Here is a 23311-nt window from a genome sequence, read left to right on the forward strand (position 1 = left end):
TTAGACACATGGCATTTAACGCTGTCAGGAAAATTAAGTTTGTTTCAGTATTATTGTATTCAATTTCCAAGAATGCTTAAGCTCCCTACTCCAAATATCGGTAAAATAAGTATTTTGGTGGCCATCCTGACTTGGTTGGCTTTGCTTTTTGTAGACATCACGAGGATTTTCCAATCAGTAAATCAGATGGAAAATACCCTCGCACCTGAGATATCCTACATTCTTGAAATCCTGTTCTTTATTCTTGTTTATATTTTTTACAACTATTCGATCAATAAAAACGAGAACATTGATTTTCTCAATCTTATATGGCGCGGGGTATCGACTGGGCTTTTGGCGACATTTATTTCCTTTGGAATCAGCATTTTTTATTTGATGTTAGGGGAGAGCAAATTGGGTTCAGATCCTTTGGTGAGCAATTTTTTCTATCATGTCAATTTTGCTTTTATTACACTGTTTCTGATATCCACTTCTTTGCTTTGGAAGCACCTGATCCTGTATCAAAAATCCAAAAAGGTAGTTCAACAATGGCAAGCTTTTGAGGTCTTGATGCTGATAAGCATGTTTTTTGTATTCATCAACGAAAATGATTTCGACTATAGCTTCATTTTTGGATTGGTTTTCCTTTCGATATTTTCTGCTTCACTCTCTATTAACCTAAAGTGGATTCCTTACCTGACTTTCAAAGAGAAATGGAAATCCATTCTTTTTCTGGTTATTATCTTAGTCTGCACCACTTTTCTATTTTCCAGTTTATCGTCATACAGCGACATCGGTGTCACTTCTTTTGTCAACCTTACTGATAATTTATTTTTGATTGGGCTTTTTGCCTTTGTATTTATCTATGCGCTGTTCAGTTTTTTGGTAACACTTTTCAATCTGCCTACTTCTTCTGTTTTTGAGCAAAAACTGGTGGAAGCCATCAATTTTCAGCGGCTAAGCCAATCCATCAAACCAGGGCAGGACGAAAGCCAAGTCTTGGATATATTGATTGACTCCAGCATGAGTGCTTCTTATGCTGACGGGGGCTGGCTGGAGATTTTGGACAAGGACAATATTCCCCAAATGATCCAGAAAAGGTTCATTGATGAGGAAATCCGTGAGGAGATCATTGCTTTGTTCCAAACCATCAAGCCATTTTCGGAGTTTGATTGGTCGCTGGAGGACAATGATTCTAAGAAGTTTTATGGAAAAATACCGCACAACATTTATAAATCAGCCTTTTTGATTCCTTTGGTAGTCAATAAAAAAACAATCGGAAGGATGTATCTGGTCAAGGAGGTAAGGGATGGATTCAACAAAGAGATGATCAATATCATCACCACATTTGTCGGTCAGGCCTCCATATCAGTGGAAAATTACAGGTTGCTGAATGAAGCCATCAAAACAGAAAGGTACAAAGAAGAGTTAAAAATAGCCCAACGCGTGCAGCGGAGTCTCTTGCCAAAGGAACTGCACCACAATGAAAAATTTGAGATTTGCGGATTTTCAGTCGCAGCAGATGAAGTCGGCGGAGATTATTATGAAACCAAAAACCTGGACGAGGGAGTCTTTGCCATAATTATAGGAGATGTCTCCGGGAAGGGTACTTCTGCTGCCTTCAATATGTCCCAAATGAAAGGTATCTTTCACAGTTTGGTTCAGCTCAAACCGAGCCCCGGGGAGTTTTTGTACAAAGCAAATACTGCGCTAAGCCAATGTTTGGAAAGAAACCACTTTATCACCACCTCCTATTTTCTTTTGGATACCAACCTACAGACCATCAAATACAGCCGTGCGGGCCATTGCCCTACCTTATTTTATGACCATAGTACAGACAAAGCAGAATACCTGAGTGCCGATGGTTTGGGTTTGGGGATTGTGAGAAACCTCAACTACAGAAACTACATCCACGAGTCGGAATTTCAGTATGAAAAAGAAGATATTCTGGTGCTGTATACCGACGGCATCATTGAAGCCAAAGATGAAAAAGGAGTTGAATTCGGTTATGACAACCTGAAAGCCTCTCTTGTGAAATATAAAAATCTAAGTGCAGAAAAAATTCAGGAAAGAATTATTGATCAAGTCTATCAATTTGTAGGGGAGGGGGGAATACCCGATGATGATTTTTCCATCATGGTGATCAAGTTCAACTCATAACCAAACACTTACAAAACCGTAATTAAGAAGATGCTTAACATAGAAAAACATATTGAAGATGGAAATTGGGTACTGATATTGACAGGAGAAATCGATGCGAGCAACTCCGTCGAACTTGATGCTGCTGTCAGTGAGGTAGTACAGGAGGGGGCAAAAAAAATCTTGATAGACTGTTCCGAGTTGGATTATATTTCTTCTGCGGGATTGGGAGTGTTTATGTCTTACCTGGATGATTTTGAAGAAAATAATGTCAAAATGGTCATTTTTGACCTTAAAGATAAGGTTTTTCAGGTGTTCCATATTTTGGGACTAGACCAACTGATCACTATCCGGCCTACTAAAGAAGAAGCCCTGAAGGATTAAATTATGAATTCCCAATTAAGATTATATTGCGATACATCCCAATTGTCTGACTTGAGACAGTTTTTGGAAGCGATTCTAAATAAAACCTTGTTGTCAGACATTGAGCAGCATCAGGTGATCTTGGCTGTGGAAGAAGTATGTGCCAACCTGATTATCCATTCCCATGATTGTAATTCCAAAGAATACATTGACCTCAATGTGGTTTCGTCCCAAAGTCTCGTTGTTTTTGAAATACTGGATTTTGGAAAAGGATTTAATATACTCGAATACCAAGAACCGGAAATATCACAAGTGATCAAATCAAAGAGAAAAGGAGGCCTTGGCATCATTTTGGTAAAAAGGATAATGGACAAAATAGAGTTTGAATCCTTGGAAAATAAAAATATCTGCAGGTTATATAAAATTCTGAATTCCAAATAATTGTTAATTAGGATATCTTAATCGTCCAACCGCCCCGAATTTTTCAATTTAATTTGTAACATTGCACTTGTTTTCCGGCATTTCATTTATGATTAATATAAGTCGATTTCTTTTCCTACTCCTGATTCTGGGATTTTCATGCAGCCCAAAATCTACTGTCACGCAGGTAGAGACACAGAAGGACATCCCCACACCCTTGTTGTCCATTGGTGACAATGGCGTATTCGGGGATGAGTTTTTGCATATGCTGACCAAAAACAGGGAATTTAAAAACCCTGAGAGTAAAATATCGGCAGAAGAATTTGAGGAGAACTTAGATCTTTTTATCAATTACAAGCTTAAAGTCAAAGAAGCAGAAAGCTTGGGACTGGATAAAACTGAGGAATTTTCGAGAGAATTCGAAGTTTTTAAAGACGACCTGACCCAGCCATTTTTGATCAAAAATTCCCTGCAGGAGGGAGAATTGATGAAGGCTTATAATAGGATGAAAGAAGTCGTCAAGGCTAGCCACATCCTGTTGCAGTTTCCCCCCAACGCCAGTCAGGCGGATACGATTTCTGTTTTGAGGATGGCCTTAAAACTCAAAGAAGAGGCAGAAAAAGGTGCTGATTTCAATGAATTGGCATTTGAACATTCTGATGATCCTTCTGCCAAAGACAACAAAGGCAATTTAGGTTATTTTACGGCTTTACAGATGGTTTCATCTTTTGAAGATGCGGCCTACTCCATGCAGGTGGGTCAGATTTCAGATCCCATTTTGACAAATTTCGGTTACCATATCATCAGACTTGAAGACCGTCAGCCAAACCCCGGAGAAGTAAAGGTTTCACATATTTTGGTAAGGTCTCAAGGAAATGACCCGATCTCAGAAGAACGGATATTGAGGAAAGTAAGTGAAATCTATACCGAACTCCAAAAACCCGAAAGTTCGTGGGAGGAAATCTGTAAGCTTTATTCAGAGGATTCCGGTACCAAAAACACCGGTGGTTCCTTGCCTTGGATTGGTTTGGGTTCTGTCATCCCGGAATTTGAAAGGGCGGCATTTTCCCTTCAGGAGGAAGGTGAGATTTCACCGCCTGTCAAGACTCCATTTGGGTATCATATCATCAGATTGGAAGGTAAAAAACCCCTTGCAAGCTTTGAGGAAATGGAATCATCCATTAAGTCCAGAATTCTAAGAGACAGCAGGTCTACACTCATCCAATCGCAGGTGGTGGCTATCCAAAAATCAAAATATGGTTTTGTGGAAAATGAAATCCTGGTTGATTCCATCGATGGTCTATTTACATCCACTTCAAGACAGGAAATTGCAAAGACCCTTGAGTCAAAAAATTTATTGGATTCGGTGCTTTTCTCCATAAACCAAAAACCAAAAACCGTCAAAGGCCTCCTGGATTTTATTGCCGAAGACCGACAGGCGGTTAGGACCAATGCGCAGAATTATTTCAAAACATGGTTTGGCAAGTATGTGGAAGTCAATCTCCAAGAGGCTGAAATTAACGACTTGATGACCAACAATGAGGAATACAGACTTTTGATTCAGGAATATAGGGATGGTATATTGCTTTTTTCGCTGATGAATGATCAGGTATGGCAAAAGGCCATCGAGGACAGCTTGGGTCAGGTGAATTTCTACCATGAAAACTTAAGCAAATACCAGTGGAATGATCGTGTACAAGCTTTGATACTGACTATGGGCAAGGAAGAAAGTATTCCCTCGGTCAGAAGATTTTTGGCTGATAAAAAATACCAGGCCAATCTGATTGACCGTTTAGAAAACACCTTCCTTATCAATAACCCCTTAGCCTTCACAGTATCTGAGGGTATCTTTGAATGGCAGCAGCATCCTATTCTGAAAAATGCAGACATGACAAAGAATTTTCAGGAATTGCGGTTAGAAAACATAACCTATATGGTTGTATTGGGAGAAAAGGTATTGCCCGGCCCAAAAAAATTCGAGGAGACTCGTGGAAAGGTGATTCAGGATTACCAGGAATACCTTGACAAAAAACTTATTTCTTCTTTAAAAGAGAAATATGCAGTCCAAATCAATGAGGAGGAAAAACAGAAAATATTTGAACTTGCAGTGGAAAAGTAGTCTTGCGTTATTACTCCTTTTGTTGGTAACAGGGGCCTGTGATCTCTTCAGATTTAAAACAGAGACCGAAGAAGCGGACGATCTTGTAATTGCAACAGTAGGCAATCAAAACTTACTGCGCTCAGAGCTTTCCTTCATCAAATCCGAAAGCAAATCGGAAGAAGACAGTGCAAATATTGCAGGCAGGTATGTTCAATCCTGGATAAGGAAGCAACTCCTCATCAAGGAAGCGGGCAAATCTATGGCTTTTGATGAGGCAGAAATCAACCGCAAACTACTTGATTATAAGTATGCCTTGATGGTCTACGAATTTGAAAAGAAGTATGTAGAGCAAAACCTCGACAACAATGTCAGCCTGCAGGAAATAGAGGAATATTATCAGGTCAACAAAGCCAACTTCAGCCTTAAAGAAATCATTGTAAGGATGAATTTTGTAAAAACTGAAAAAGAATCTTCCCAAAACAGGCAATTGGAAAGGCTGTTCAGGTCTCAGAATAAAAAAGATTCAGATGCCTTTAAAACCTTGGCTGTCAATTCCGGAGCCAACTACTTTCTTGAAGATTCTACATGGATCAAGCTAGATGACATTATCATTAATACCCCATTGGCCAATCATCCAAATAAAGTGGAGCTGGTTAGAAACAACAAACTTGTAATTACGGATGATGACCGTCACAGGTATTATTTCAGAATATTGGAATACAAATTGCAGGACCAAGTTCCACCAATGGAATTTGTCCGTGATGAAATAACCAAAATTTTGATCAACAAAAGAAGGATTGCACTCGTCGATCAATTACAAAAAGAAGTTTATAACCGAGCACTTGAAAAAAATGAATTTAAAATATATGAGTAGATTAAACTATTTTCTGACCTTTTGTTTTTTGAGTCTGATCACTTTTCAATCCATAGGACAAACGGAAGAAAAAAAAGAAACTGCAGCTCCCTCGGGTCAGGTAATTGATAAAATAGTAGCCAAAGTAAACAATTACATCCTTTTGGAATCAGAAATCCAAAAATCTTACATTGAGGCTATTTCCCAATCCCAACAGGATGTACAGCCACCGACAAGGTGTGAGGTGTTTGAATCCCTACTTATAAGTAAACTGATGATTGCCAAAGCGGAAATTGACTCTGTGATGGTTACCGATGCAGAAGTCATGTTTCAGGCAGATCAAAGGTTTTCAATGGTAATGCAGCAGTTTGGCGGGGATGAGAATATGTTGGCTGAAGTTTACGGTAAAACTGCAGATCAGCTGAAAACCGAAATCCACGACATGTTGAAAGAACAGCTCATTGTCTCAAAGATGCAGTCAAAAATCACCGAGGGACTTTCGATATCTCCAGCAGATGTCCGCAAATTTTTCAATGATATCCCTAGAGATTCTTTGCCGTTTTTTTCGGCTGAGGTGATGGTAGGTCAGATCGTCAAAAAGCCCGAAACAAACCAAAAAGTCAAAAACGAGATTTCTGAACAACTTCGTAGCCTCAAAAATCAGATCATGGAAGGTAAGGCCGATTTTCAAACCCTTGCAAGACAGTATTCCCAAGATCCCGGGTCTGCAGCTTTGGGCGGTGAACTTGGTTTTTTCAGAAGAGGGGAATTGGCTCCTGAGTATGAAGCCACCGCACTCGGAATGGAAGTCCTAGAGATCAGTGATCCTGTAGAAACGACTTTTGGTTTTCACATGATACAGCTATTGGAAAGAAGGGGAAATACTTTCAATACACGACATATTCTTATCCGCCCTGAGCCTTCGGAGCAGGATATTGCTGATGCCGAGAGATTTTTGGATAGCCTTAGGACAGTGATACTTGATGGTAAAATTGAATTTGCAAAGGCTGCAAAAGAAAACTCTGACGACAGGGCAACCTCTGACAACGGTGGTTTCTTTGTGGATCCAAACAACAACTCAAGCCGGCTTACACTGAGAACACTCGAAGATCCAGTTTTATATTTCACTTTGGACAGTATGAAGGTGGGTTCCATAACCCCACCAATTCGCTATGAAACTGAAAGAGAAGGCACAATGGTCAGGATCCTTTTTTACAAAGAAAGATTTCCTGCACACCGGGCAAACCTTGAGGATGATTATGAAAAAATGAAAGCCGCTACCAGGAGAAGAAAGGAAGAAGCTTTGCTCAGCAAGTGGTTTATCACAGCAAAAGAAGACGTCTTCATTGACATAGATCCTGCCTATGATAGGTGTGATGTGTTGGGAAAAAAGTAATCATTAGTCAATAGCCGGCAGTCCATAGTCCACAGCCATGCCAATTGCAAATCAACTGGCACTGCCCCCTCACTCTGAGTGTAGCGAAGAGTCTCAAAGATTAATAAGATTCTTCTCCCGTACGGCTGTAGGGATCCGCAAGCTGCGGTTACCAATGACGTGAATCTCTTGATCGTCACACTTCTCCGCCGCGGCTGAGAAGTGTCCCTTTTATTCTGGGATTTTTCATCCTTCCAGAAGAACCGGGACAGGCTGTACCTCGGATTCAAGATGAGGCAACACCATACGCCATTTCTTTTATGAACATTTTAAAATTTTGAGGAAGAATGACGGAGGAGCAACCGTAATCTGTGTTTTGTGTAGAAAGTAGTAGAATAGTCTAAATTCAAAAATTCATACCAATCTTGGAAATAAAATGAGAAGAGCTCCCCGGTTTGGGAAGCTCTTTTTTATTTATACCTTTTCCAAGGCCTGTTGGATATCCCAAATGATGTCCGAGTGGTGCTCGACACCAATAGAAAGTCTGACCAGCTTTTCGCTGATGCCGAGTAGCTTCCGGTCATCCTCCGATACATCACTGTGGGTCATCGTAGCCGGATGCTCCGCGAGGGATTCGGTACTTCCCAAGGATACGGCAAGCTTCATAAGCTTGAGGTTGTTCAAAAACAAAAAGGCTTCTTTTTCCCCACCTTTAATATCAAATGACAGCATTGCCCCGGCGCAGGTCTGTTGCTTTTTGAAAATATCGTACTGCGGATCTCCCGGTTCGAGATGTCCCAAATAGTACACTTTTTCAACCTTTGGATGTGATTTTAGATAATCTGCAACCTCCACCGCATTGCTTGCCTGCTTGGTCATCCTGACTTTGAGTGTCTCAAGACTCCGCATCAAAAGCCACCCTGTCCATGGCCCTGCCATATTGCCCAGAAATGTTCTCAAAGTTCTGACACGCTTCATATGCTTGGAATTGCCTAGTACCGCTCCGGCGATCAGATCGGAATGTCCTCCAATGTATTTGGTAGCGGAATACACGATCAAATCCACCCCATGTTTCAACGGATGCTGCCAAAGCGGCCCCATATAGGTATTGTCTACACATACGACTACTTCTATTTCAGCAGCGCTCAGGCGGTCCGCAACCTCCCTGCATACAGAAAGGTCAAAGAGTGCATTGGTGGGATTTGCGGGGGTTTCGACATAGACCATCTTTACATTGGCCACCGATCCCATATTTGTAACCTTTTCGATTATTTCTTCGGCAGATTGCTCTGCAGTAAATCCAATACCATTGATGCCGTATTGGGGAAGGACTTTATTGATAAAATGATCCGTGCCACCATAGACAGGTTTGCTGTAAAGCAACACATCTCCCGGTCTCAAAAACTCCAGCATCACCGTAGAAATAGCTGACATCCCGCTTTCGAATACCGCACATTCTTCCGCTTGGTCCCAAAGACATAAGCGCTCCTCCAAAATCTGCAAATCGGGATTATTGAGCCGGCTATAGATCAATCCCAACTCCTCGTTGGGTTCTTTTTCTCTTTTGCCATAGGCTACCTGAAAAAAGGCTTTGCCCTCTTCAGCAGTTTTAAAAACAAAAGTACTGGTTTGGAAAATAGGACATTTTACTGCCCCCTCTGACAATTCAGGCTTATACCCATGAGTCATCATTAAACTCTCAGGCTGGAAATATCTCTCTTGCATTTCATTTGGGTTTATGGAAGCAAATGACCATAAATTATTGAATATTGTCAATAGAGATAAAAAATATTATTCTGATTTTATAAATAAAACTTTATAATCATTCCTTATTTACAAAATAAAAAACTGATTTATTTAAATAATAAAAATTATATTCCTAATTCTTCAAAATAATCAGACACGGAGTTCCTTAAAATAAGGAAAACTCACCTTACCAAAAGTTTGTGTCTAAATTCCTTCTCCCTGCTTCGGACATTGATTATATACAAACCTTTTGGAAGGGATTTGAAAATTACTGTCTCCTCGCCGATTCCGGGTTTGATTTCTTGAATTTCCTTGCCTGTGATGTCAGCAATCTTAATGAGATTGACGCCATTGACACCTTCAAAAGAAACCCAAACATCTCCTTGGGATGGGTTGGGGTACACATTTGTCTTTGCTGTGGAAGGTTCAGAACCTATACTGGTAATGAAATTCACATTCACCTCCAAAGACGTTGCAGGCCCTGAATTACAGCTGTTCATCGCTCTAACGGTAACAGTGAAGTCACCCTGCTTTTCCCACAATACGGTAATCTTATTTGTGCCCTGCCCGGACAGAATCCTGGCTGCATTGCCACTGATTTGCCATTGGAAATTGATATCTGGGATATTGGTCACTTGGTAGGTCTCTTCTGTCAGCCCCACCCTGTCCGGACCGCTGATCTCGGATGTTTGGCTTGGAGGGGAAATGACTTGAATGGGTTTTGAAAAGAAAGTACCTTCCCCGCATGGATTGGTTGGTTTGATTCTCAATTGCCTCATACCGGCTTCTTTCCACTGGACCTTGACCTTAGCAGTTCCCTGTCCTTCGGTGATCAACCCTCCTGTAAGTTCCCAAATGAACATAGTTCCGGGGACATCATTGACCTGGTATTCTATTGAACTTTCTACACAAACTACCCCCTCTCCCATTATATCGGTGATATTTTGAGGGGTAGTGGATACCAACACTTCAAGGCCCTTGGTTGCGCCATTGCCGCAATTATTTTTCCCCCTTACCAAAACGGCATTTCTTCCCGGGGTATCCCACCTGACCACTATCCTGCTTGTTCCTTGTCCGTCCAAAATGGTACCGCCATCTACGCGCCATTCAAACTCCGCATCTACATCAGTATTTTGAACCTGATAAACCTGTTGGCTGATACATATATTGGCCTGTCCAAAAATCACTGTGGGCGTCTCAGGAACCTGACAGCTGTAATTGAACAAAGTTCCGTTTTCTCCGACAGCAAAGCCGCTGCTTAAATCCCCAAAGCTAATCCCTGAGAAATCCTGAAATGTACCCGTGGGCATTTTGCTCCAGGTTTGGCCACCATCGCGGGTGATCATCATCAATCCTTTTTCTCCGGCTATAAAACCCACTGACTCGTCGAGAAAGTCTACAGCTGTGAGGTTATTTGTATCCGACAAACTTATTTTGGTCCAGGAAATCCCCCTGTCCGAGGTCTTTAATACCGTTCCATTATTCCCAACCACCACCACGGAGCTTGCATCTAGTATATCCAAATCTATGAGGTCTTCTGTTGTTGGCACATTGACTTTTTGCCATTGTAGGCCATCTTCTGTCCTTGCCAAGAATCCATTTTGGCCTATCACCAATCCTGTCAGCACATCAAAAAAGGCAAGGTCTCTAAGCCTCTCGGTAGTCCCTGCTACTGCGATTTTTTCCCATGTCACTCCCGAATCCACAGTCCTTGCCATAAATCCATCATCACCTACTGCATAGCCGGAGGTATTGTTAAAAAAATGAAGGCCATAAATTGTATTGTTAATAGGGAGATTCAGTGAAGTCCAGTTGGCACCGGAGTTGCTCGTTCTGAGTGCGACACCGTTGTCCCCCGCGATATAGCCAAATGGATTTGTTGTAAAAGCAATGTCATGAAATGCCCCCGAAACAGGCCTTGACCTGTTGGTAAGTGTAGTGCCTCCATTGGTAGTCACAAGAAACAATCCTTTCTCCCCGACAATATAGCCCAATGTGGCTGTCCTGAATTGGGTGGCTTTATAATTCAAATCAAGTCCGGATTGCCGGGTTGCCCAGCTTGAACCGGAGTTTGCGGAGGAAATGATGGCGCCGTTTGTACCCACAGCAAAAACGATGTTGGAGGTTCTCCTAAAGCTAGCACCAAAATAGGTTTGGATATTGGCAATGTTGATCCCGTCAAAAGTTGTTCCCCCATTAGCGGTCCTTAAGACTGTGCCGTTCTCCCCTAAAATCACTCCTAAGCTTGGATTGTTCCTATTGAAGGAAACGGCAGTAAGGTTTCGTTCCGTTCCGCTTGTGACAAGATTCCAAGTAGTTCCCGCATCGCTCGTTTTGAGGATTGTTCCTGCCTGACCGACCGTGTAGCCTATTTGACCTGAAGAAAAGTAGATGTCATTGAGTGTGACCGTCTGTCCCGTATTTTGAATAGACCAATTGTTACCGGAATTGAAGGTCCTGACGATCCTGCCGTCTGCGGTAGCCACATATCCCGTGTCCTGATTGGCAAAAAACAAGCGGTTAAGATCGACTGTAGTCCCAACGGATTGCTTTGCCCAACTTTGACCGCTATTGGTAGAGCGGTAGACTTCTCCCCCATCTCCCACAGCATAGGCCCGGGTTTGGGTCAAAAACTTTACACTTCGCAGGGTTTTGTCTGTCCCGACATTGATCAACTGCCAATTGGCACCCCCGTCTGTAGTTCGGAAGATCTGACCCATTTCGCCGACCATCAATCCAAGGGTTTCATTAAAAAAGTCAACTCCCCACATTCTGTTTTTGCTTGGAGCTTCTTGTTCTGTCCAACTCAAACCTCCATCTATGGTTTTGAGAATAACTTGGTTACCTGAAACATAGCCGGTCTCTTCGGTCGCCCAGAAAATTCCCGTCAGTTGGTTTCCGCGGCTACCTACTCTTTTCCATGTCTGAGAATAACAAAAAGAATGGACAAGTATAAAAATCAGAAGAGTTATTAAGCGTTTTGTCATCAATTATCTTGAAACATTTGGTACAAAAATAGGATTTAAAACCAAAAATGAAAGGTTTCGGAATCTTCCAAATCCCTTGAAAACTTTATGATTAGTAGGTTCGGGACACAAACAACAATAAACTTTTTACTAACTCATCTTTTAGACCTATTTTTATACTTTAGAAATGAAAAAAAAATGAAAAAAATATTCGCGTTTTTATTGACAGTAACCATTTTAGCTTCATGTGGATCAAATGAAAGGGTAAGCAAGGAGGTTTTTGAGGAAGTGAATAAAAGCATGGAAGTCAAAAAACTCAATGAGGCCGACATCCTGCAGGCAGGCATGAAGTGGGGGGATGAGATCAGCACCGAAGCACAGCAGCAATTGGTCAGCGCACTGCAAAAGGCCATTGAAGAAAAAGGAGTTCCCGGGGCCATTCAATTCTGCAATGTGGAAGCACTCCCGATCTTGGCAGAGGTAAGTCAAAAATATGGGGTTACTGTCCGCCGTGCCTCCAATAAATATCGGAATCCGGCAGATAAACCAACTGAAGAGGAAAAGGGTATTTTGGAGGCCTATGAATACAATGCCGAAAACGAGCTTCCCCTTGACCCAAGTATTCAGAAATTTGAAAATGGGGAAGTCTATTTGTATACCAAAGCCATCAAAATCCCCAATGGCATGTGCCTCAACTGTCACGGTCAGGCAGGTACAGAAATCAGTGCCGAAACCCAAAAAGCACTTTCCGAACTCTATCCCGAAGACAAGGCCACAGGCCACAAAATCGGTGACCTGAGAGGGATGTGGAGCATCCGGATTCCAAAGAAGGAAGTTGTCAAGAAAATGTAGTAATCTATATGGATAGGGGCTTCTTTGGCAATTGGCCAAGATTCTTGTTCAGGCGGGACGGAAGACGGAAGACAGAAATAAGAAGTTGGAGGTTGGGAGTAGGGAGTAGGAAGACGGGAGACCGATGACCGATGACCGATGACCGATGTACCGGACAATTAGATCTCTTGCCTTGATTTACATTGGATATCCAATTTACTGTATCCTTGTTTCTACACTATATAAACCTTTATGTGTATCCGAATGAATGATCGTTCTAACATTAACCATAAAGATGTTCTAAACGGCATAGAAAATCGAACCCTCATTTTTATAGCTACTTTTTTTCTTAGCCAAAAAAGCCAAGACGGCGGAAACCTATCCACCCACAGGGCCAGTGCCGGCCTCCTGAAGCTTCGGGATCCTTACTTCCCGCTTCGAACATATGGAGATCAGTTTTTAGATAAAAAATACCGGAATTGGTCGAAAGCTTGCGACAATGCGGATGCTCATTCAAACTTCTTATCTCATATCATGAAAAAATCCCTAAATCCCTCATTTTTTAAAAAATTGACTGTTGTCTTTTTTTTGACTTTCCTTCTTGGCTTCCAACATCTATTTGCTGAAACAGAAAAGCAGCATGTCCTGATCATCTTAGCGCATCCCAATCCGGGAAGTTTCAACCATGCGATTTCCAAAACCGTGGAAGAAAGGTTGATCCAAAGAGGTCACGTTGTCCGTGTCCGGGATTTATACAAGATGGGTTTTGATCCCATTCTTTCTCTGGAGGAGTGGAAAAGGTACGAATCCCAAGCCGGAGAAACTCCCGAAGATGTCAAAGCCGAACAGGCCGAAATCCAATGGGCCACTCACCTGATCCTGATCTATCCGACTTGGTGGTGGTCACCGCCGGCGATGATGAAGGGATACTTGGACAGGGTATTCACGCCTGTGTTTGCATTTGAAGCCGATGTAGCAGGAATCAGGGGAAAGCTCCAAGACAAGAAAGTCAGTATCATTCAGACCACCGGTGCGGATGAATCCTTTATCCAAAAAAACGGCATGGATGAATCCGTCAGGAAATTGATGGGGATCGGGATTTTTGGGTTTTGCGGCATGCAGGTAGCGCATCATGAGTTTTTGATGGGGATTTCGGGGAAATCTTACGATGAATTGAAAGTGGTACTGACAGAGGTAGATGCGATGGTTGGTGAGTGGTTTTAATTGGGTCGACGGTACAAAAGTGGTTGTAAAGAAAGTGGTTGTAATTGTTCTAGTGGTTGTAATGGTTGTAATTGTTTTGAGGTTGGAAAAAACCCTGAAAGGGTGACATTTTTATAGGACAGAATATGCCATGAAGTGAGTTTTTTTAAACCACAGATTTAAAGGATTTTCACAGATGGGTAAGGTTGAATTTTTCAACAGATAGGACCGTAGAGAAAGAAAGTGGTTGTAATTGTTCTAGTGGTTGTAATGGTTGTAATTGTTTTGAGGTTGGAAAAAACCCTGAAAGGGTGACATTTTTATAGGACAGAATATGCCATGAAGTGAGTTTTTTTAAACCACAGATTTAAAGGATTTTCACAGATGGGTAAGGTTGAATTTTTCAACAGATAGGACCGTAGAGAAAGAAATTGGTTGTAATTGTTCTAGTGGTTGTAATGGTTTTAATTGTTTTGAGGTTGGAAAAAACCCTGAAAGGGTGACATTTTTATAGGACAGAATATGCCATGAGGTGAATTTTTTTAACCACAGATTTAAAGGATTTTCACAGATGGGTAAGGTTGAATTTTTCAACAGATAGGACCGTAGAGAAAGAAAGTGGTTGTAATTGTTCTAGTGGTTGTAATGGTTGTAATTGTTTTGAGGTTGGAAAAAACCCTGAAAGGGTGACATTTTTATAGGACAGAATATGCCATGAAGTGAGTTTTTTTAAACCACAGATTTAAAGGATTTTCACAGATGGGTAAGGTTGAATTTTTCAACAGATAGGACCGTAGAGAAAGAAAGTGGTTGTAATTGTTCTAATTGTTCTAGTGGTTGGAATTGTTCTAGTGGTTGTAATGGTTGTAATTGTTTTCAGGTCGGGAAAAACCCTGAAAGGGTGACATTTTTATAGGACAGAATATGCCATGAGGTGAATTTTTTTAACCACAGATTTAAAGGATTTTCACAGATGGGTAAGGTTGAATTTTTCAACAGATAGGACCGTAGAGAAAGAAAGTGGTTGTAATTGTTCTAATTGTTCTAGTGGTTGGAATGGTTGTCGGAGAAGCATTACTGTTTTAAATGTGATTTGGGTCATAAATCTTCTGTCTTCCATCTTGTATCTTCTAGGAGGGTAAGCTCCCCCTTTCTCTAATGGAAACTCTGATTATGTGACAATATGCGTCAGAGGGGTCCAAATGAATTAACTCCTTTATTAGAATTTCCTAATTTGATGAAAAATTGTGGATATGGTAATTTTTGAAATCAATACCAGAGAGGCCAAGAAGGTTTTTTTGGAAATTAAAAGGCTCATGAGTTTGACCAAAACATGGAAATTGACTTCTTCTATTGAAATCACTGTCCTGGATGGAAAAATCCAACTGGTAGGCCAAGGATTTGTCAAGGAAATGGATGCATCGACTACCGGTACCTGCAAGCTGGTGGTCAGGGCGCTATATTGGTTTGACTTGGTAGATATGACCCAAGACAAAATCTTCAAAGTCGTGGTCACGCATGGAGAAGCCATGGTAAGGACGGTGACTGTTCCGGTGCAGACCACTTTTTTTGAAACAGACAGGATTCTGAGAAGTATCCCGCTTCCGGCCAATCCTGAGTCTATTGACTATTGGAAACTGGAATACCAAGGGTACACGGTGGACGAACTTCAGTTTAACAATGTAGCTACCAAAATCCCCAAGGCCAAGAAAGAATTCGAGGCATGTATCCGAAAAGCCGCCCTTCTCCTTCGCCCCTTTAGAATTTCAAATAGCGAGTTGAGGGAAATAGTCCTTGATAGATTGAGAGAAAGGGAGAAAGTTGATTTTAGAATCTGATCTGCTCCACTATTTCCCCAAAGCTTACTTCATCAAATAAATCAGCAGAATCTTTCCTTAAGCAGCCCTTTTATTAGTACGACCAACCAATGTCCAGAACAAATCTCCCGAGACCACATTGACTGGCAATTGAAAGCTTAGCGTTATTTGTGTATCGGAGTTGTAGGGTTGAATGCCTCTATGCTGACTAGAGCAAGGGATTTCTTTATCGGTTGTAATTGTTGATTGCTTTCGACGTCAGGTTTCCTCAGTTGTCAAAGAATCAAGTCTAGGTGATTGTGTTAATTTTGGTTGTCTACTTATCGATCGTTTATAATACAACAAAATGGCACAGTTAAAATAAGAGGAAAGGAAATTTTAAACGAACAAATATTTATCTAATTTGTAAGGAAATATAGAATTCAATATTTCGACTAAAATAAATAGATCAATCTTTATTAGTAATCCGAAATGATGATAATTAAGCATTTAAAGGTAGGGCAGTGTAAATGATTTTTCTTGATTCAATAGAAGAAGTAAGCAAGCGCTATGAAACCGCTGGAAGTCGTCCTTTAAGGGTTCTTGCTTCTGATCTTGAATACTATATCTGCAAATACCCATTCCATCCAAATGATCCGAAGTTACTTAATGAATATCTCGGTTTCCATTTTGCAAGACTTTGGGATATTAAAGTCCCTGATTTGGGAATTGTCAAACTTAAGCGTGAACATCTTCCTCTTGAAACGCTTGGAATGCAACTAAGCTATCAATCAATAGTAAAACCTCTAGTAGGTTTAAAACAAATTCCTGATGCAATTGAAATTATTGATTCCATTTCAGGAGGAATTTCAAAAACTGATTTGAAAAAATATAATCGAAAGGATTTCTTAGCAATTGCCCTATTTGATATTTGGCTGTCAAATGAAGACCGTAATTGCGGGAATATGAATCTTCTTGTGAATATGAGCAATGACGTAATATCGCCCATTGCTATAGATCATGAAAAAATATTTAACAGTGGCAGCTTATTTGGTCAAATCTCTTCACTTACCTATCAAGATTCATTGTTTTATTCAAATCTGTTTCACATGTTATTCCGAAGCCGGAATAGAAAAAATTTGATATTATTTGATGAGATTGGCGCATCTTTGCAAAACAAATCCTCTATTTGTCATGACAATCTTGGTTCAATTGTTGAAGGGATTCCGGAGGAATGGGGGTATGAAAAAGATGAAATCTATGACAAGTTGTCTGGATGGCTTTTTTCTCCATCTTGGATATCAGAAGTTGAAAGAACCTACCGGGAATTCATTTCTCTTATGACCCCAAATATATGAAAAGTACTTATTCCATAATTTATTCTCCCGTTTCCGCTGTTTCTCAGGAGCGGATCAATTTAGGATTGCTGATGATAGGCAATCATGGATCGGTTATGTTCAAATATTCCCACGAAAAATTGAATATGATTAAGAGCTTTTTTTCTGAGGATGGATTCAAACTTTTGAAATCAACACTCAATACTTTAGAAAAAAGATTTTACCAGGATCAAAATGAATTGCTTTCATCAACGGGAATTAAAGCAGAGTTGGTACATTATTTTTCTTACTACACCAATAACTTAATTTCATTCTCTTCGCCCAAAGAAATTGAAGTAGAATTAAATGACAATTCATTTATGCTTTTATTCACAAAGTGGATTTATAAAGCTGAAATTCAAGAATTAAAGAAACCTGCCTATCCTAGCACCAACAAAGCAAAAGAGGAATTTATCCCAAAAGTCCAAAGTAGAGTAAACATAGATTTTAAGTTGAATGCTGAGGAGTTTGACTTTATGGTATTCAATATGCAAATCGATATGATCGGTAAGAATGACAGACCTGTATTGACCCAATTCTTCGATTTTCAAGCGCCTACTACATCTCTAAAAAGCAAAATCAATGAATATGTAAGTATCATCAAACCATTGGAATTGAGGGAAAAAAAGGTGGGGAAATTTTTTATGGTAGGTCAAGAGCCTGATAAACAACAACAAAATCAACACCTTATTTGGAACCATCTTCAGGATTCACCTTTGATAAAAAGCCGAATTCTTGAAATAGTACCTCCTTCCGAACTGGGAATCATTGAGACTTATCTAGAAGAGCATGATGTGAGGCCTTTTGTAGAAATAGAAGAAAAACTCGGATAATTTTTTTTTGGTTGAAATTGTTTTCTGCTTCGCGTTGTCGGGTTGGGGTATCCGTCACCCTGAGTGTAGCGAAGGGTCTCTTATGTAATTGTTGTAGTGGTTCTAATTGTTCTAGTTGTTGTGGGGGAACCAAGTCTTAGATCTTGTGTCTCGCATCTTGTGTCTTTTTTGAATCAAGTCTTGGATCTTGTGTCTAATATCTTGAGTCTATTTTTGTTTTGAATCTTGCATCTTTTTTTAAAATCCTGATTGTGTGACAATCTCCGTCGGAGGAGTCCTTAAAAATTAACTCCTTTATTAGAATTCCCTAATTTGATGAAAATTGAGGATATGGTAATTTTTGAAATCAATACCAAAGAGGCCAAGAAGGTTTTTTTGGAAATTAAAAGGCTGATGCGTGTCTCCAAAGCATGGAAATTGACTTCTTCTATTGAAATCACTGTCCTGGATGGAAAGATCCAACTGGTAGGGCAAGGATTTGTCAAGGAAATGGATGCATCGACGACAGGTACCTGCAAGCTGGTGGTCAGGGCGCTTTATTGGTTTGACTTGGTAGATATGACCCAAGACAAAATCTTCAAAGTCGTGGTCACTCATGGAGAAGCCATGGTAAGGACGGTGACTGTTCCGGTGCAGACCACTTTTTTTGAAACAGACAGGATTCTGAGAAGTATCCCGCTTCCGGCCAATCCTGAGTCCATTGACTATTGGAAACTGGAATACCAGGGGTACACGGTGGACGAACTCCAATTTAACAATGTGGCTACCAAAATCCCCAAGGCCAAGAAAGAATTCCTATCCGAAAAGCCGGCCTTCTCCTTCGCCCCTTTAGAATTTCAAATAGCGAGTTGAGGGAAATAGTCCTGAATAGATTGAGAGAAAGGGAGAAAGTTGATTTTGAAATCTAAACAAGCAAGGTATCTAGTCAAAACAACACGATCGGTATATCTTTTGTAAATCCCCTGCCCTATTCAATAAAATTTAATTATAAATTAAAAAATTAAATTGAGGAGAATAGTTTCCAATAATAGAATTGACAAAAAAACCTCGGAATTAACCGAGGTTTTAACTTCCTATTTACATTTAAAATTGGAGTAAATATTTTTCATACTGTTGTTCATTTTCAAACGTCAACCATTTGACGAATCTGAAATTGGCTTGTTTTTCTTTGCTGTAAGATGTTCTTACCAATTCAAGCATTTTGTTGACTTCCAAATTAACGTTGATGAAAGAAACAGGGAAACCTTTTGATGCCACTTGGTTTTGATTAAACAGCAACTCATCGGCAGCTGCCCTTGAAAGAAATTCAATATTCTTGAAATCTACCTGGATTGCAGTTTGACTACCTATTTTGCTAAAATTTACTTTCACAATGTCTCTAGATTTTATGGAATTGAGACCCTTAAAATCAATTTTCAAAATATCTTTCATATTCATTCATTTACAATTATTCCACGAAGTCTATCCAATTAAGTTGAGGGTTAAAATTTGCTATGGGAATTCTAATTAAAACAATCGATCCTTTAAACTCAGTTCCAAAATTGGACAAATCCTCATTGATTAGCAAGGCATTACCTGTTAAAAATACAAATGTACCTCCAATACCTTTTGTAAGAATCGTTCTTGAGGTGGCTATCCCATATCCCCGAGACTCAGAAATTTGCTTAGTAGATTGACCTTTGACGGCGGAGTCAACTGCAGTAAGATGTTGAATTGAATTGTAAGAAAACGCCCGGAGCGGGATCAGGAAAAGAGAAGTCAATGGAAACCTTTGCTCAAAGGCAAAGAACCGCAGATCAGGGGATTTGGAAAAACCATGGTTTTGAAAAAAATGCCTGAAGCGGCAAGATTTTCAGGAAAAAGAAAATCATTTCCATTGCAAACGATCCTGACCTGACATTTATTGCGCGCATGCGTTTTCTTGGAAGGTTTTTTTTGAAAAAAAGAAAAAGAAAGAAAAAAAAATGGAAAAAAACCTTCCTGATTCCTTTGTCCGTCGGCCCTGCACCTTCCCCTATACCGGTATAGGAAAAAGAGCAGGAACCCGGGAGCCTTCCTCCCAAAGGACAACTCCATTCAACATTCACTAAACGCAATACCGGGGACTGCCAAATGGCACGGAGCAGTACAGCGTTTAGTTAACCGATCTGTAACATGACTAAAATCCCTGCTGCCCACATAATTTTGATATGAGCCAAATACTCCAATTCCCCGATCAGCTAGACAAATATCCATGAATTGATTGTCTCGATAATATTGAAACGAAAGATACCCAAAATCATGACGAGAATGTTCTACAATATTGTTGGTTAATTCAGATAAAAGGTAGGCAATTGCTGAATAATAATTTGTCGGTAATGATGCTATGGAACGAATGGAACCAAATACATGATTGAGCAATGCCTCTCTAATTGATGAGCCTTCCTCCAAAGAACTAGTGCTAAATTTAATGATTGGGAGATAAGTCTTTGAGGAATAAGTTCCAAGAATTTGTCCCCATTCATTATTATTTTCAGAGGAAAGACATTGGGGAAATTTTATTCTCTCAAGGTAAGAGTTTCTGCGAGAAATATTGGTTATGGTTTTGGACTCCAAAATAAGGGAGGCATAATGAACTGCCAATAAAGGGGGCATGAATTTCATTTCCCCAAAATCTAGTGCCTCAATATCATTGTTTATTTTATCCAGAGATTCCCTTAAATGAATCAATTGATTTCCAATCCTGAAGTTCCAGTCAAATCGAGGGGAAAAAATATTTTCTTGATTTTGTTCGGTACTCAAAGGTTTTTTAAAGTTGATAGGTTGAAAGGTGTTTATGAACTTTGTTCCACAAGGAAGGAAAAGAACAGGGATAAAAAAATACCTTGAATAGGGTATTTATTGCTAGCCCTCACCTTTTCTTTGATTGAAACTCGGATTTTGTGACAATATGCGTCGGAGGGGTCCAAATGAATTAACTCCTTTATTAGAATTCCCTAATTTGATGAAAATTGAGGATATGGTAATTTTTGAAATCAATACCAAAGAGGCCAAGAAGGTTTTTTTGGAAATAAAAAATCTGATGCGTGTCTCCAAAGCATGGAAATTGACTTCTTCTATTGAAATCACTGTCCTGGATGGAAAAATCCAACTGGTAGGCCAAGGATTTGTCAAGGAAATGGATGCATCGACTACCGGTACCTGCAAGCTGGTGGTCAGGGCGCTATATTGGTTTGACTTGGTAGATATGACCCAAGACAAAATCTTCAAAGTCGTGGTCACGCATGGAGAAGCCATGGTAAGGACGGTGACTGTTCCGGTGCAGACCACTTTTTTTGAAACAGACAGGATTCTGAGAAGTATCCCGCTTCCGGCCAATCCTGAGTCCATTGATTATTGGAAACTGGAATACCAAGGGTACACGGTGGACGAACTCCAGTTTAACAATGTGGCTACCAAAATCCCCAAGGCAAAGAAAGAATTCGAGGTAAGTATCCGAAAAGCCGCCCTTCTCCTTCGCCCCTTTAGAATTTCAAATACCGAGCTGAGGGAAATAGTCCTGAATAGATTGAGAGAAAGGGAGAAAGTTGATTTTAGAATCTGATCTACAACCCTATTTCTCAAAGCTTAACTGGGATTTATTTTAGTAAAAATACCCTGATCACGGGATAGGATTAAACGGTCTAAATCGACTAAATTAGCAGAATACAAATCTGTGATCAATAAGTAAAGATAATGCCCAAACTAAAGGAAGATCCCGCCAACAAAGCCACGGGAAAAGTAAAAGTATCTAAGCAAATCCAGGATAAGCCCATAGAAGTCACCCTATGGGATGCTGCCAATAAACTGAGAGGCAGCGTAGAACCTGCCGAATACAAGCACGTCGTATTGAGTCTGATATTTTTGAAGTTTGCCAGCGACAAGTTTGAAGACCACCGCACCAAACTGATCGCTGAGGGCAAAGAGAAGTACATAGAAATGCCCGATTTCTACAATATGAGCAATGTCTTCTTTTTGGAAGAAAACAGCCGCTGGGGTTTTCTGATCAAAAAGTCAAAGCAAAATGACATTGCCCTCCTCATAGACACTGCCCTGCATACCATTGAGAAAAACAACAAAGCGCTGAAAGGTGCCTTGCCTGATAATTACTTTTCACGCTTGGGACTTGACATCACCAAGCTTGCCTCCCTTCTAGACACCATCAATGACATCGATACGCTCAAGGACCCCAAGCAGGATGTGGTAGGCAAAGTCTATGAATACTTCCTATCCAAGTTTGCGCTGGCCGAAGGAAAAGGAAAAGGGGAATTTTATACACCAAAGAGTATTGTCAACCTGATAGCAGAGATGATCGAACCCTACAAAGGGATCATCTATGACCCGGCATGTGGTTCGGGTGGTATGTTTGTTCAATCAATTAAATTTATTGAAGCACATCACGGCAATAAAAAAGAGGTTTCTATCTACGGACAGGAATACACCAACACCACCTACAAGCTTGCGAAGATGAACCTTGCCATACGGGGCATCAGCGGTAATCTGGGAGAAAAAGCTGCGGATACCTTTGCCGATGACCAACATAAGGACTTGAAAGCAGACTTTATCATGGCAAACCCTCCCTTCAATCAAAAAGACTGGCGAGCAGATAATGAACTGAAAGACGATCCAAGATGGAGGGGCTATGATGTCCCGCCGAAGAGCAACGCCAATTATGGATGGATTTTGAATATGGTGTCGAAGCTATCCGAAAACGGCATAGCGGGTTTTATCCTTGCCAACGGTGCCCTCAGTGGCAGCGGTGAAGAATACAAAATCCGCAGGAAGCTGGTTGAAAATAATCTGGTGGAAGCGATTTTGGTATTGCCACGAAATCTGTTTTATACCACTGATATCAGCGTAACGCTTTGGATAGTGAATAAAAACAAAAGAGCCCAAGTAAAAACTGTAGGCGATGAAACCCGAATGTACCGCGACAGGGAGAAAGAAATCCTTTTTATGGATTTGCGACAAATGGGCGAACCTTTTGAAAAGAAATACACCCAATTTTCAGATGATGACATCCAAAAAGTAACGAGCACTTTCCACCAATGGCAGGCTGAGTCGGATTCTGTTTTTGAAAACATCCCCGAATTCTGTTATTCCGCATCCATGGAAGAAGTAGTCAAAAAAGATTTTTCCCTTGTCCCAAGCAAATACATTGAATTTGTAAACCGGGACGAGAACATTGATTTTGATGAAAAGATGCAGGCTTTGAAAGTGGAGTTTGCGGAATTGCTGAAAATAGAATCCAAGAGTAAAAATGACTTACTCCATGTGTTTAAAGAGTTAGGATTCCCTATTGAAATTTAGTC

General features: G+C 40.4%; 18 protein-coding genes. 14 read left to right on the plus strand and 4 right to left on the minus strand.

The features are described from left to right. Positions 1 to 72: 72 nt before the first annotated feature. The 6 genes from MMU07_RS08930 (at position 73) to MMU07_RS08955 (ending at position 7251) form a co-directional block, all read left to right on the plus strand. The gene (locus MMU07_RS08930; protein WP_241125521.1) at positions 73 to 2139 is read left to right on the plus strand and encodes a GAF domain-containing SpoIIE family protein phosphatase; all 2067 of its coding nucleotides are present in this window, start codon (positions 73 to 75) and stop codon (positions 2137 to 2139) included. Between the two features lie 30 nt (positions 2140 to 2169). Then, positions 2170 to 2502, plus strand: a complete 333-nt coding sequence (locus MMU07_RS08935) for an STAS domain-containing protein (protein WP_241125522.1) — start codon at positions 2170 to 2172, stop codon at positions 2500 to 2502. Positions 2503 to 2505: 3 nt separating this feature from the next. Further along, complete coding sequence (locus tag MMU07_RS08940) at positions 2506 to 2922, plus strand: ATP-binding protein (protein WP_241125523.1); 417 nt, start codon at positions 2506 to 2508, stop codon at positions 2920 to 2922. Between the two features lie 88 nt (positions 2923 to 3010). Further along, on the plus strand, positions 3011 to 5020 hold the full coding sequence (locus tag MMU07_RS08945; protein WP_241125524.1) for a peptidylprolyl isomerase: 2010 nt from the start codon (positions 3011 to 3013) through the stop codon (positions 5018 to 5020). Continuing rightward, positions 5004 to 5876 (plus strand): peptidyl-prolyl cis-trans isomerase, encoded by an 873-nt coding sequence (locus tag MMU07_RS08950; protein ID WP_336246182.1) that lies wholly within the window; start codon positions 5004 to 5006, stop codon positions 5874 to 5876. The genes MMU07_RS08945 and MMU07_RS08950 overlap by 17 nt, the downstream gene beginning before the upstream one ends. Next, positions 5869 to 7251, plus strand: coding sequence for a peptidylprolyl isomerase (locus MMU07_RS08955; RefSeq protein WP_241125526.1), 1383 nt, complete (start codon positions 5869 to 5871; stop codon positions 7249 to 7251). The genes MMU07_RS08950 and MMU07_RS08955 overlap by 8 nt, the downstream gene beginning before the upstream one ends. Positions 7252 to 7704: 453 nt before the next feature. Here the strand turns inward: MMU07_RS08955 and MMU07_RS08960 are convergent, their stop codons facing one another. Beyond that, positions 7705 to 8955 carry a cystathionine gamma-synthase family protein gene (locus tag MMU07_RS08960; RefSeq protein WP_241125527.1) on the minus strand — a complete coding sequence of 417 codons (1251 nt, stop codon included), beginning with the start codon at positions 8953 to 8955 and terminating at the stop codon, positions 7705 to 7707. A 203-nt stretch (positions 8956 to 9158) separates the two neighbouring features. Continuing rightward, positions 9159 to 11963 (minus strand): YCF48-related protein, encoded by a 2805-nt coding sequence (locus MMU07_RS08965; RefSeq protein WP_241125528.1) that lies wholly within the window; start codon positions 11961 to 11963, stop codon positions 9159 to 9161. 177 nt (positions 11964 to 12140) lie between these two features. Between MMU07_RS08965 and MMU07_RS08970 the strand changes: the two genes are divergently transcribed. The 6 genes from MMU07_RS08970 (at position 12141) to MMU07_RS08995 (ending at position 18833) form a co-directional block, all read left to right on the plus strand. Then, complete coding sequence (locus MMU07_RS08970) at positions 12141 to 12794, plus strand: Tll0287-like domain-containing protein (RefSeq protein WP_241125529.1); 654 nt, start codon at positions 12141 to 12143, stop codon at positions 12792 to 12794. Positions 12795 to 13307: 513 nt separating this feature from the next. Beyond that, on the plus strand, positions 13308 to 13997 hold the full coding sequence (locus MMU07_RS08975; protein WP_241125530.1) for an NAD(P)H-dependent oxidoreductase: 690 nt from the start codon (positions 13308 to 13310) through the stop codon (positions 13995 to 13997). 1232 nt (positions 13998 to 15229) lie between these two features. Next, positions 15230 to 15814, plus strand: coding sequence for a hypothetical protein (locus MMU07_RS08980; RefSeq protein WP_241125531.1), 585 nt, complete (start codon positions 15230 to 15232; stop codon positions 15812 to 15814). A gap of 488 nt (positions 15815 to 16302) precedes the next feature. Next, positions 16303 to 17130, plus strand: a complete 828-nt coding sequence (locus tag MMU07_RS08985) for a HipA family kinase (protein ID WP_241125532.1) — start codon at positions 16303 to 16305, stop codon at positions 17128 to 17130. Next, positions 17127 to 17981 carry a hypothetical protein gene (locus tag MMU07_RS08990; protein ID WP_241125533.1) on the plus strand — a complete coding sequence of 285 codons (855 nt, stop codon included), beginning with the start codon at positions 17127 to 17129 and terminating at the stop codon, positions 17979 to 17981. Before MMU07_RS08985 ends, MMU07_RS08990 begins: the two co-directional genes overlap by 4 nt. Before the next feature lie 330 nt (positions 17982 to 18311). Beyond that, positions 18312 to 18833 (plus strand): hypothetical protein, encoded by a 522-nt coding sequence (locus MMU07_RS08995; RefSeq protein WP_241125534.1) that lies wholly within the window; start codon positions 18312 to 18314, stop codon positions 18831 to 18833. Between the two features lie 231 nt (positions 18834 to 19064). On the opposite strand, the gene MMU07_RS09000 is transcribed toward MMU07_RS08995, so the two are convergent. Beyond that, positions 19065 to 19352, minus strand: coding sequence for a hypothetical protein (locus MMU07_RS09000; protein WP_241125535.1), 288 nt, complete (start codon positions 19350 to 19352; stop codon positions 19065 to 19067). Positions 19353 to 20057: 705 nt separating this feature from the next. Further along, positions 20058 to 20762 carry a hypothetical protein gene (locus MMU07_RS09005; protein ID WP_241125536.1) on the minus strand — a complete coding sequence of 235 codons (705 nt, stop codon included), beginning with the start codon at positions 20760 to 20762 and terminating at the stop codon, positions 20058 to 20060. A 217-nt stretch (positions 20763 to 20979) separates the two neighbouring features. On the opposite strand from MMU07_RS09005, the gene MMU07_RS09010 reads away from it, so the two are divergent. Together MMU07_RS09010 and MMU07_RS09015 are read left to right on the plus strand one after the other, a co-directional pair. Beyond that, positions 20980 to 21564, plus strand: a complete 585-nt coding sequence (locus MMU07_RS09010) for a hypothetical protein (RefSeq protein ID WP_241125537.1) — start codon at positions 20980 to 20982, stop codon at positions 21562 to 21564. Positions 21565 to 21695: 131 nt separating this feature from the next. Then, positions 21696 to 23309, plus strand: coding sequence for a type I restriction-modification system subunit M (locus MMU07_RS09015; protein ID WP_241125538.1), 1614 nt, complete (start codon positions 21696 to 21698; stop codon positions 23307 to 23309). The last annotated feature ends 2 nt before the right edge of the window (positions 23310 to 23311 follow it).

Origin of the sequence: Cognataquiflexum nitidum (assembly GCF_022538055.1) — a bacterium.
Taxonomy (GTDB): Bacteria; Bacteroidota; Bacteroidia; order Cytophagales; family Cyclobacteriaceae; genus Cognataquiflexum; species Cognataquiflexum nitidum.

Bases quoted from the DNA above. Each gene is read 5' to 3' on its own strand.
- MMU07_RS08985 (WP_241125532.1), top strand. From the start codon at position 16,303: ATGATTTTTCTTGATTCAATAGAAGAAGTAAGCAAGCGCTATGAAACC.
- MMU07_RS08975 (WP_241125530.1), top strand. From the start codon at position 13,308: ATGAAAAAATCCCTAAATCCCTCATTTTTTAAAAAATTGACTGTTGTC.
- MMU07_RS09015 (WP_241125538.1), top strand. From the start codon at position 21,696: ATGCCCAAACTAAAGGAAGATCCCGCCAACAAAGCCACGGGAAAAGTA.
- MMU07_RS08940 (WP_241125523.1), top strand. From the start codon at position 2,506: ATGAATTCCCAATTAAGATTATATTGCGATACATCCCAATTGTCTGAC.
- MMU07_RS08960 (WP_241125527.1), bottom strand. From the start codon at position 8,955: ATGCAAGAGAGATATTTCCAGCCTGAGAGTTTAATGATGACTCATGGG.
- MMU07_RS08935 (WP_241125522.1), top strand. From the start codon at position 2,170: ATGCTTAACATAGAAAAACATATTGAAGATGGAAATTGGGTACTGATA.
- MMU07_RS08970 (WP_241125529.1), top strand. From the start codon at position 12,141: ATGAAAAAAATATTCGCGTTTTTATTGACAGTAACCATTTTAGCTTCA.
- MMU07_RS08990 (WP_241125533.1), top strand. From the start codon at position 17,127: ATGAAAAGTACTTATTCCATAATTTATTCTCCCGTTTCCGCTGTTTCT.
- MMU07_RS08980 (WP_241125531.1), top strand. From the start codon at position 15,230: ATGGTAATTTTTGAAATCAATACCAGAGAGGCCAAGAAGGTTTTTTTG.
- MMU07_RS08930 (WP_241125521.1), top strand. From the start codon at position 73: ATGCTTAAGCTCCCTACTCCAAATATCGGTAAAATAAGTATTTTGGTG.
- MMU07_RS08945 (WP_241125524.1), top strand. From the start codon at position 3,011: ATGATTAATATAAGTCGATTTCTTTTCCTACTCCTGATTCTGGGATTT.
- MMU07_RS09010 (WP_241125537.1), top strand. From the start codon at position 20,980: ATGGTAATTTTTGAAATCAATACCAAAGAGGCCAAGAAGGTTTTTTTG.
- MMU07_RS08955 (WP_241125526.1), top strand. From the start codon at position 5,869: ATGAGTAGATTAAACTATTTTCTGACCTTTTGTTTTTTGAGTCTGATC.
- MMU07_RS08995 (WP_241125534.1), top strand. From the start codon at position 18,312: ATGGTAATTTTTGAAATCAATACCAAAGAGGCCAAGAAGGTTTTTTTG.
- MMU07_RS08965 (WP_241125528.1), bottom strand. From the start codon at position 11,963: ATGACAAAACGCTTAATAACTCTTCTGATTTTTATACTTGTCCATTCT.